We start from the raw sequence: 11332 nt of genomic DNA, 5'->3' as shown, positions 1-11332 counted from the left end.
CACCGATGCGGGACAGCTGGCCGAGGTCCTGGGCGGCACCGGCCACCCGCCGATCACCACCGTCATCCACGCCGCCGCGACCATCGAGCTGGCCCGCCTGCGTGACGCCACGCCGGAGCATCTGAGCACCGTCCTGGACGCCAAGTGCACGGGCGCCGCCCACCTCGCCGATCTCCTCGGCACCTACCACCCCGATGTCCGGCTGGTGCTGTTCTCCTCCATCGCCGGAATCTGGGGCAGCGGGGTGCACGGCGCGTACGCCGCCGCGAACGCGTATCTCGACGCGCTGGCCGAGAGCCGGGCCGCGTCGCAACCGATCACGTCCGTGGCGTGGGGCATCTGGGACACCGAGCTGGCCCTGGGGCGCGTCGACCCCGACCAGATGTACCGCCAGGGGCTGCCGTTCCTCGACCGTGACCGTGCGCTGGACGCGCTCGCCCAGGTTCTCGCCGGCGAGGAGACGGTCCTGGCGGTCGCCGAGGTCGACTGGCCCACCTTCGTTCCCGTCTTCACCGCGGCGAGGCCGCGGCCACTGCTCTCCGAACTGCCCGAGGTACGAGCCCTCGAACCCGCCGAACGGGACTCCACCGCCCAGGCCGAACCCTCCTCGGCACTGGTGGAGAGGCTGGCCACGGCGACCGAGGCCGAGAGGGACGCGGCCCTCCTTGAGACGGTTCGGACCGAGGCGGCCTCCGTCCTCGGTCACACCGGCCTGGACGCCATCGGCCCCCACCGCGCGCTCCGCGACGTCGGGTTCGACTCGCTGACCGCCGTCGACCTCCGCAACCGGCTCAGCGCCGCTCTCGGGGTCCGGCTGCCCGCGACGGTGGTCTTCGACTACCCCACGCCGCGTGCTCTCGCCGCCTTCCTGAAAACCGAGGTGTGGGGCGGTCGGCCCGCCACCGACCGCGCCCCCCGGCCCGTGGCGTTCAGCGGCGAGCCCATCGCCATCGTCGGCATGAGCTGCCGCCTCCCCGGCGGTGTGCACTCCGCCGAGGACCTCTGGGGCCTCCTCTCCGCACAGGGCGAGACCGTCTCGGGCTTCCCCGCCGACCGCGGGTGGGACGCCGGTTCGCTCCATCAGCCGGACCGTGAAGGCTCGAACGGGGTGTCCGCCCGAGGCGGAGGCTTCCTGCACGACGCCGCCCTCTTCGATCCGGAGTTCTTCGGCATCAGTCCCCGTGAGGCCCGCGCGATGGACCCGCAGCAGCGGCTGCTCCTCGAGACCGCGTGGGAGGCCTTCGAACGCGCCGGGATCGACCCGGAGTCGTTGGCGGGAACCCCGACGGGCGTCTTCGTCGGCTCCAACTACCAGGACTACGGCGCGAACCTGTCAGCCGTTCCGGAGGGCACTGAGGGGCATCTGCTCACCGGTGGTGCGTCCAGTGTGCTGTCCGGTCGCATCGCGTACACCTTCGGCCTCGAAGGGCCGGCGGTCACGGTCGACACGGCGTGCTCGTCGTCGTTGGTCGGTGTGCACCTGGCCACCCAGGCGCTGCGGCTCGGGGAGTGCTCGCTCGCGCTCGCCGGAGGCGTCGCCGTCATGGGGTCGCCGGGAGCGCTGCTCGCGTTCAGCAAGCAGGGCGCGCTGTCGCCGGACGGCCGGTGCCGGTCCTTCTCCGCCGACGCGGACGGCATGGGCATGGCCGAGGGCGTCGGCCTGCTGCTGCTTGAGCGGCTGTCCGACGCGGTGGCGAACGGTCACCGGGTGCTGGCCGTGGTGCGTGGCTCCGCGGTGAACCAGGACGGTGCGTCGAACGGTCTGACGGCGCCGAACGGCCCCTCGCAGCAGCGGGTGATCCGCCAGGCACTGGCGAACGCGCAGGTCGACGCGTGTGAGGTCGATGCCGTGGAGGCACACGGCACGGGCACCACACTCGGGGACCCGATCGAGGCGCAGGCACTGCTTGCCACGTACGGCCAGGACCGGCCCGAGGGCCGGCCCCTGTGGCTGGGCTCGGTCAAGTCCAACATCGGACACACACAGGCCGCCTCCGGCGTGACCGGTGTGATCAAGATGGTGATGGCGCTGCGGCACCACTCGCTCCCGGCCACGCTGCACGCCGACACGCCCTCGTCGCACGTGGACTGGGCGACCGGTGACGTACGGCTGCTGACAGAGCCGGTGCCGTGGCGGGCCGAAGGCCGCCCGCGGCGCGCGGGTGTCTCCTCGTTCGGGGTCAGCGGCACCAACGTCCACGTGATCCTGGAGGAGGCGCCCGCGGCAGACGTGCCCACGACGGAGGCGCCCGCGGCAGCGGAGCCGACGACGAAGGCGCCTGCGCCCGACGTGCCCACCGCGGAGGCGCCGATGGCGGGGGCGCCGCAGACGCCGGCACCGCTGGGTGAGGGTCTGGTGCCGTGGGTGGTGTCGGGCCGCGGTGACGGGGGCCTGCGCGGTCAGGCGGCGAGGTTGGCGAGCTTCGTACGGGCTCAGCAGGCTGCGGGTGCCGTCGACCGCGAATGGATCGCAGGCGTGGCCGCCGGGTTGGCCGGCAGGGCCGCTCTGGAGCGGCGGGCTGTCGTCGTCGGCGCGGATGTGGGGGAACTTCTCGCGGGACTTGACGAGTTGGTCACCGACGGGCGGTCGACGCCGAGGCGGACGACGGAGCCCGGTGTGGTGTTCGTCTTCCCCGGCCAGGGCGGTCAGTGGATCGGGATGGGCCGTGAACTCCTGCTCTCGTGGCCGGTGTTCGCCGAGCGAATGGCCGTGTGCGAGCGGGCCCTGGACCCGTGGGTGGACTGGTCGCTGCGCGCTGTCCTGTCGGGGGAGGAGCGGGACTGGTTGGGCCGGGTGGATGTGGTCCAGCCGGTGCTGTGGGCGGTGATGGTCTCCCTGGCGGAGGCTTGGCGCGCGGCGGGTGTGACGCCCGATGCCGTCGTGGGTCACTCGCAGGGCGAGATCGCGGCCGCGGTGGTCGCGGGCCGGTTGACTGTCGAGGACGGCGCCCGGGTCGTGGCTCTGCGGTCGCAGGCGTTGCGGCAGCTGGCCGGTCACGGTGCCATGGCCTCGGTCTCGTTGGACGCGGCGGAGGCGGAGTCGTATCTGCCGCCGTCGGTGACGGTGGCTGCGGTGAACGCACCCGGGCAGATCGTCGTGAGTGGTCCGCCCGAGGAGATCGCCGAGTTGTGCGCGCGGCTTGACGGACAGGGGATACGTGCCCGCCAGATCGAGGTGGACTACGCGTCCCACCACGCGCAGGTGGAGCAGATCGCCGGGGAACTGCGCGCCGGACTCGAAGGACTGTCCTCGCGTGGCAGTGAGACGGCGATGTGGTCGACGGTCACGGGCGAGCTGGTCGCCGATGAGGAGCTGGACGCCGGGTACTGGTACCGGAACATGCGGCAGCCGGTGCTGTTCGAGACCGCCGTCCGGGCCGCGCACGCCCATGGCCGCGGTCTGTTCGTCGAGGTCGGCCCCCACCCGGTGCTCGGGCTCGCGCTGTCGACCGTACTCGGGGACGGGGACGGGGACGGGGACGGGCGCGGGCATGGGGACGGAGAGGAACGCGTGCTGCACACCCTGCGTCGCGACCAGCCCGAGACCGCGCAGCTGCTGAGCAGTCTGGGTGCGGCCTGGACCGCCGGTCTGCCGGTGGCATGGCGGGAGCTGCTGCCCGCCGTGGAGCCGGTGGAGTTGCCCACGTACGCCTTCCAGCGGCAGCGCTACTGGCTGGATGCGCCGGTCACCACGGCGGATGTCGCGCAGCCGGTCGGCGCCTCCCCGAGTGATGCCTGGCGGTACCGCGTGGGCTGGACGCCACTGGCCGCCCAGCACGCTGATCGGCTGCACCGGCGGTGGCTGCTGCTGTGCCACGACGGCTCCGAAGTCCGCGACGTACAGCAGGCGTTGGAGCAGGCCGGTGCCAAGGTCGAGGTGCGGGTGCTGCCCGCCGACCCCGGCGCCGCCCACCCCGACACCCACCGTGCCGGTGTCGCCGATCTCCTGGTGGGCGCGGAGCACATCGCCTACCTTCCGGCAGGGTTGGACCGGAGCCATCCGCACCACCCCGGCCTGCCCCTCGGGCTGGCCGCCGCGCTGGCGGTCATGCAGGCCGTCGTGGAGCAGGAGGGCGCGCGGCTGTGGGTGCTGACCCGTGGCGCGGTCAACGCGCCCGGGACCGGTGGTGCTCCCGACCCGACGTCGGCGGCGGTGTGGGGTCTCGGCCGGGTCTTCGGCCTCGAACACCCCGACCACTACGGCGGTCTGATCGACCTGCCCGGCGCCTGGCAGCCCGGTACCGGTGGCCAGTTGGCCGCAGCGCTGGCCGAGCCGGTCGAGGACCAGATCGCCCTGCGCCCGGGCGGCACCTTCGCCCGTCGGCTCCAGCACGCGCCGGCACCCCCGCGCGGCGACCAGGAGTGGAAGCCCCGTGGCACGGCGCTGATCACCGGAGGCACCGGCGCGCTCGGCGCCCATCTGGCCCGCTGGCTGGCGCGGAACGGCGCCGAGCGGATCGTTCTGGTCAGCCGTACCGGGCCGGACGCGCCCGGTGCGCGCGACCTGGCCCGCGATCTGACGACCGGGGGCACCCCCACCACCGTCGTCGCCTGTGACATCGCCGACCCCCGGCAGGTGGCCGGCCTGTTCGGCGGCGGTGCTGATCACCCGCCGATCACCACGGTCATCCACGCCGCCGGGGTACCGCAGCGCACCACGCTGCAGGAGTCGGACCCCGCCGCGTTCGCGGAGCTCCTGCGGGCGAAGGTGACCGGCATGCAGAACCTCCTCGCGGCCCTCGACGAGCACCCCGTCGACGACCTGGTGCTGTTCTCCTCCAACTCGGGTGTCTGGGGCAGCGGGCTGCACGGCGCCTACGCCGCCGCCAACGCCTACCTGGACGCGGTGGCGGAGCAGCTGCGCGATCGGGGCCACCGGGCGATCTCGGTCGCCTGGGGTCTCTGGGGCGGCGGAGGCATGGCCGAGGGCGACGGCGAGGAGTACCTCTCGCGCGTCGGCATCCGTCCGATGGCGCCCGACCTCGCCGTCGCGGCGCTGCACGAGGCGCTCACCCTCGACGAGACGTTCGTGGCCGTGGCCGACGTGGACTGGGAGCGGTTCGTTCCCACGTACACCGTGGCCCGGCGTCGTCCGCTCATCGAGGACCTGCCCGAGGTCCGGCGACTCGCCGCGGTCATGGACACGGCGTCCGGCGACGCGTCCGGCGGCGACGCGTCCGGCGACGACACGCAGTCGCTGCGGGGCCGCCTCGCCGAGCTGACCGCCGACGATCAGTACGCCGAGCTCCTTGCGATCGTTCAGCGGGAGGCCGCGAAGGTCCTCGAACTCCGCGATCCCCAGGCGGTGGCGGAACAGCGTGCCTTCCGCGAGCTCGGGTTCGACTCGGTGATGGCGGTCGAGGTGCGGAACCGGCTGAGGAGGCTGTCCGGCCTGCAACTGCCCGCCACCCTGGTGTTCGATCACCCGACGCCGGGCGCTGTGGTGGCGTACCTGCGCGGAGCGATGTTCCCGGACGGGACCGGGGCCGTGGCATCGCCCCTCGCGCAGATCGAGCGGCTGGAGAACGCGCTGCTGCGCATGCGGCAGCCCGACAGCCGTGAGAAGGCACGCATCACCCTGCGCCTCCAGTCCCTCCTCGAGACGTGGCGTGGTGAGGGCGACGAGCAGGGGCAGGAGGACGCCGGCGGGCAGCCGTTCGCATCCGCGACCCCCGACGAAGTATTCGACTTCATTGACAAGGAGCTGGGTCAGCGCTGACCGCGACCAGCCCCGTTGGACTCCGGCGATTGAGAATGTGATGACGGACCAGGACAAGTTGTTCGAATACCTCAAGCGGGTAACCGGTGAGCTGAAGCAGACGCGGGAACGCCTCCTGCGGTACGAGTCGGGCGAGCACGAGCCGATCGCCGTGGTGGGGATGAGCTGCCGGCTCCCGGGCGGGGTACGCAGCCCCGAGGACCTGTGGGAGCTGGTGGCGAACGGAACGGACGCGGTCACGGCGTTTCCGCCGGACCGAGGCTGGCCGATCGACGAGCTGTACGACCCGGAGCCCGGCCGGCCGGGCAGGACGTACGCCCGCGAGGGCGGGTTCGTCGAGGACGTGGCCGACTTCGACGCCGAGCTGTTCGGGATCAGCCCGCGCGAGGCGCTGAGCATGGACCCCCAGCAGCGGCTGCTCCTTGAGTCCGCGTGGGAGCTGTTCGAGCGCGCGGGCCTCGACCACACCACCCTCCGGTCCAGCTCCACCGGCGTCTTCGTCGGCGCGGGCTTCCAGGGCTACGGCAGCCACGCGGACGCCTCCGACGGCTACCTCCTGACCGGCTCCACGGGCAGTGTGGTGTCGGGTCGGCTGTCGTACGTGTTCGGGCTTGAGGGTCCGGCGGTGACGGTGGACACGGCGTGTTCGTCGTCGCTTGTGGCCCTGCATCTGGCGGCTCAGGCGTTGCGGGCCGGTGAGTGCTCGTTGGCGCTGGCCGGTGGTGTGACGGTGATGTCGACGCCGGGTGCGTTCGTGGAGTTCAGCCGGCAGCGCGGGATGGCGGCCGACGGGCGGTGCAAGCCGTTCGCGGCCGCGGCGGACGGAACGGGCTGGGGCGAGGGCGTCGGTCTGCTGCTCCTTGAGCGGTTGTCCGACGCTCGTCGCAACGGGCACCGGGTGTTGGCCGTGGTGCGTGGCTCCGCGGTGAACCAGGACGGTGCGTCGAACGGTCTGACGGCTCCGAACGGGCCCTCGCAGCAGCGGGTGATCCAGCAGGCCTTGGCGAACGCCGGTCTCGGCGCGGAGCAGATCGACGCGGTGGAGGCACACGGCACGGGTACGACACTGGGCGATCCGATCGAGGCGCAGGCGCTCCTTGCCACGTACGGCCAGGACCGGCGGGAGGACCGTCCGCTGTGGCTGGGCTCCGTCAAGTCGAACATCGGGCACACGCAGTCCGCTGCGGGCGTGGCAGGCGTCATCAAGATGGTGATGGCGATGCGGCACGGCCGGTTGCCCGAGACGCTGCACGTGGACGAGCCGTCGCCGCACGTGGACTGGACGACGGGTGGCGTGCGCCTGCTGACCGAGCCGATGCCGTGGCAGGCCGACGGCCGCCCGCGGCGGGCGGGGGTGTCCTCGTTCGGCGTGAGCGGCACGAATGCGCACGTGATCCTGGAGGAGCCTGCAGCTGAGCCTGTGGTTGCCGAGCCTGTGGCGGCGGCGCCGGAGATGCCGACGCTGGGGATGCCGGGGCCGGTGCCGTGGGTGGTGTCGGGCCGGGGTGATGCGGGGCTGCGGGGTCAGGCGGCGCAGTTGGCCGGGTTCGTCCGGGGCGGCGAGGGTGTCGATGTCGCGGGTGTGGCCGCCTCGTTGATGAACCGTGCGGTGCTGGAGGACCGTGCGGTGGTCGTGGGTGACGACGTCGCCGACCTCGTCGTGCGGCTGGATGCGCTGGCTGAGGGCGTTCCGTCTGAGGGCTTGGTGACCGGTTCGCCGGTGACGGGGAAGACGGCGGTGCTGTTCACCGGCCAGGGGTCTCAGTTCGCCGGTATGGGTGCGCAGTTGTATGAGCGGTTCGAGGCGTTCGCCGGTGTGGTGGACGAGGTGTGTGCGGTGGCGGATGAGTTGTTGCCGGAGCCGTTGCGTCCGGTGCTCTTCGGTTTGGACGGGCGCGGTGACCTGATCGACCAGACGGTGTTCGCGCAAGTGGGACTGGTGGCGCTGGAGGTGGGGCTCTGGCGCGTTCTGGTCGAGAGCGGTGTGCGGGCGGATGTGCTGGTGGGGCATTCGGTCGGTGAGATCAGTGCGGCTGTGGCTGCGGGTGTGCTCACTCTGCCCGACGCGGTGCGGCTGGCCTGTGTGCGGGGCCGGCTGATGCAGGGGATGCCGGCCGGTGGGGTGATGGTGTCCGTGGCTGCGCCTGCCGAGGACGTCCGGGAACGTGTCAGCGGGGTGCCCGGTGTGTGGGTGGCTGCGGTGAACGCGCCGGGGTCGGTCGTGCTGGCCGGTGAGGCGGATGCCGTACGCGGCGTGGTCGAGGAGCTGAAAGCCGATGGGGTACGCACCCGCTCGCTGCCGGTGAGTCACGCCTTCCACACCCCGCTGATGGACCCGATGCTGGGCGACTTCTCCGCTGCCGTCGCAGACCTGTCCTTCGGACCTGCGGAGATCCCGGTCGTCTCGACGGTGACCGGGGAGCTTGCGGGTGCCGACTTCGGCAGCCCCGCCTACTGGGTGCAGCATGCGCGACAGCCCGTACAGTTCGCCGAATCCATAGACATGGCAAGGGGGTTGGGGGCCCGCATATGGGTCGAGGTCGGCCCGCAGCCTGCGCTCTCCGCCGCGATGGATGAGCGTGCGGGCGAGGTCGTCGCGAGCTTCCTGCGGCGTGACCGTGACCAGGTCACCGGCCTGCTGACCGGTCTGGCCCGGCTCCACGTGCACGGCGTCGAGGTCGACTGGGACCAGTGGGTCTCCCGCACCCGACCGCTGGTGGAGATCCCGACGTACGCCTTCCAGCGGCGCCGCTACTGGCTGGAGCCGTCAGCCCCCTCCCTAACAGGATCGGACGTCGTCGACCCCAGTACGGCGGAGTTCTGGGACGCGGTCGAGCGCAACGACCTCGAAGCCCTGGGTCTTGACGAGGGCATCACCTCGGACGCCGTGCTTCCGGCCCTGACGGCGTGGAAGCGCGGCCGCCAGGAGCGTCAGGCCCTCGCCGGCCTGCGCTACCACGTCACCTGGAAAGCCGTACCGGAGACCGGCGCCCCCGCCCCCCTGTCCGGCACCTGGCTCGTACTCACCCGGTCCGACGACGACGCCCCGGAGCTCGCCGCCGCAGTCGGCCGGGCCGGCGGGCACGCCGTCCGGATCGTCGTCCCCGTAGACGTCACGGCCGAGGAGCTGTCGCGTCGGCTGACCGAGGCATACGGCGACGGGCCCGCGCCGAGCGGGGTCCTCTCCCTCCTCGCCGTGGCGGACAGCGCGGGAGCGGATGCGTCCCCGGACCGGCTGCCAGGAACGGTGACCGACACCGTCACCCTCCTCCGCGTCCTGGGCGACGCCGATGTCGACGCACCCGTGTGGTCCGTGACCCGGGGCGCCGTCAGCACGAGCGACGACGAACCGACGAGTGACCCCGGCGCCGCGCTGGTGTGGGGCATGGGCCGGGTGGCCGCCCTGGAACAGCCGGGCCGGTGGGGTGGCCTGATCGACCTTCCGGCGCTGCCGGACGAGAACACGTACGACCTGGTCTGCCGCGTCGTCGCCGGTACGGACCGCGAGGACCAGGTCGCGATCCGTCCCTCCGGGGTGCTCGCACGCCGCGTACGCAGGGCGGCCGGCGCAGCCGGGACCGCGACGACCTGGCGGCCCCGGGGTACGGCGCTGATCACGGGCGGCACCGGTGCTCTCGGAGGTCATGTCGCGAGGTGGCTGGTCGGGCAGGGCATCGAGCACGTCGTCCTGCTGGGACGCCGCGGCCCCGACGCTCCGCAGGCCGCCGCGCTGCGCGACGAACTCACGGCTGCCGGAGCCCGCGTCACCGTCGCCGCCTGCGACGTGGCGGACCGCGAGCAGCTCCACGACGTGGTCCGCCGGGTCCGGGCCGACGGCGCGGAGATCCGCGTCGTGGTGCACGCCGCCGGCCTGGGCCTGACGGGCGCGTTGTCCGAGGTGCGGCCCGAGGAGTTCCGGCAGACCATGGCGGCGAAGGCGCTCGGAGCGCTCCATCTCGACGCCCTCTTCGACCGGACCGACCTCGACGCGTTCGTGCTCTTCTCCTCGATCGCGGGAATCTGGGGCAGCGGCGGTCAGAGCGCGTACGCCGCGGCGAACGCGTACCTCGACGCGCTGGCCAGGCAACGCCGTGACCGCGGGCTGACCGCGACCTCGGTGGCCTGGGGTGCCTGGGCCGGGGACGGCATGGCGGAAGGCGATGCCGCAGTACAGCTCGCCCGCCGTGGCATCACCACGATGCCGGTCGACCGGGCCCTGAGCTCGCTCCGGCAGATCCTCGACCGGGACGAGACCACGGCCACCGTCGCCGACGTCGACTGGAACCGCTTCGCCCGGACGTACCTGACGGTCCGCGACAGCCGCCTGTTCGACGAGATCGCGGAGGCACGCGAGGCGCAGGCCCTGGAACAGGCCGACGACGAGAGCACCGGCGACTTCCCGCTGGTCGGCCGACTGCGTTCCCTCGACGAGGACGCACAGCACCACGAACTGCTCGAATCGATCCGCACCGCGGCGGCCGAGGTGCTCGGCCACGCCCGGGCGACGGACATCCACGAGGACCGGGCCTTCCGCGACCTCGGCTGCGACTCGCTGACGGCCGTCGAAGTCCGCGACCGCCTGCGCGGCGCCACCGGTCTGCGCCTCCCGGCCACCCTGCTCTTCGACCGCCCCACCCCACGGGTGCTCGCCGCGCATCTGCGGACGGAGCTCTTCGGCGGTCACACCGCCGCCCCGGCGCCGCCCGCGCCGGCCGGCGCGCCGGTGGACGACGACCCGATCGCCATCGTCGGGATGAGCTGCCGTTTCCCCGGTGGAGTGCGCTCGCCCGAGGACCTGTGGCGGCTGGTCGCGACGGGCCGCGACACCCTCACCGAGTTCCCGACGAACCGGGGCTGGGACCTGTCGGCGCTGTTCGACGAGGACCCGGACCGCCCGGGAACCAGCTACGCCACCACCGGCAGCTTCCTGCACGACGTCGATGAGTTCGACGCCGAGTTCTTCGGGATCAACCCGCGCGAGGCGCTGGCCATGGACCCGCAGCAGCGGCTGCTGCTCGAGGTGACCTGGGAGGCGTTGGAACGCGCGCGCATCGCTCCGGATTCACTGCGCACGAGCCCGACCGGCGTCTTCGTCGGCACGAACGGCCAGGACTACGTCTCCCTGCTGGGCGGCGCCGGAATCGCCGCCGAGGGATACCTGGCGACAGGGAACGCGGCGAGTGTGGTGTCGGGTCGGCTGTCGTATGTGTTCGGGCTTGAGGGTCCGGCGGTGACGGTGGACACGGCGTGTTCGTCGTCGCTTGTGGCCCTGCATCTGGCGGCTCAGGCGTTGCGGGCCGGTGAGTGCTCGTTGGCGCTGGCCGGTGGTGTGACGGTGATGTCGACGCCGGGTGCGTTCGTGGAGTTCAGTCGGCAGCGGGGTCTGGCGCCCGATGGGCGGTGCAAGCCGTTCGCGGCGGGAGCCGACGGTACGGGCTGGGGCGAGGGTGCCGGTGTGCTGCTGCTTGAGCGGTTGTCGGACGCGGTGGCGAACGGTCATCAGGTCCTTGCGGTGCTGCGGGGTTCGGCCGTGAACCAGGACGGTGCGTCGAACGGTCTGACGGCTCCGAACGGTCCGTCGCAGCAGCGGGTGATCCGGCAGGCGCTGTCCAA

At 72.6% G+C, this 11332-nt stretch carries 2 protein-coding genes; both read left to right on the top strand.

What is annotated here, in order from left to right:
- Nucleotides 1-5719, top strand: a 5719-nt coding sequence (locus E0F75_RS39535) for a type I polyketide synthase (protein ID WP_229315882.1), incomplete at its 5' end; no start/stop codon positions are given.
- A gap of 40 nt (nt 5720-5759) precedes the next feature.
- Nucleotides 5760-11332, top strand: a 5573-nt coding sequence (locus E0F75_RS39530; RefSeq protein WP_308189668.1) for a type I polyketide synthase, incomplete at its 3' end; no start/stop codon positions are given.

Source organism: Streptomyces sp. CB02980, from assembly GCF_014451325.2.
Classification (GTDB): Bacteria; Actinomycetota; Actinomycetes; order Streptomycetales; family Streptomycetaceae; genus Streptomyces.
The sequence above is the reverse complement of the archived record's forward strand: the minus strand, read 5'-3'. Positions and strand labels throughout refer to the sequence as shown.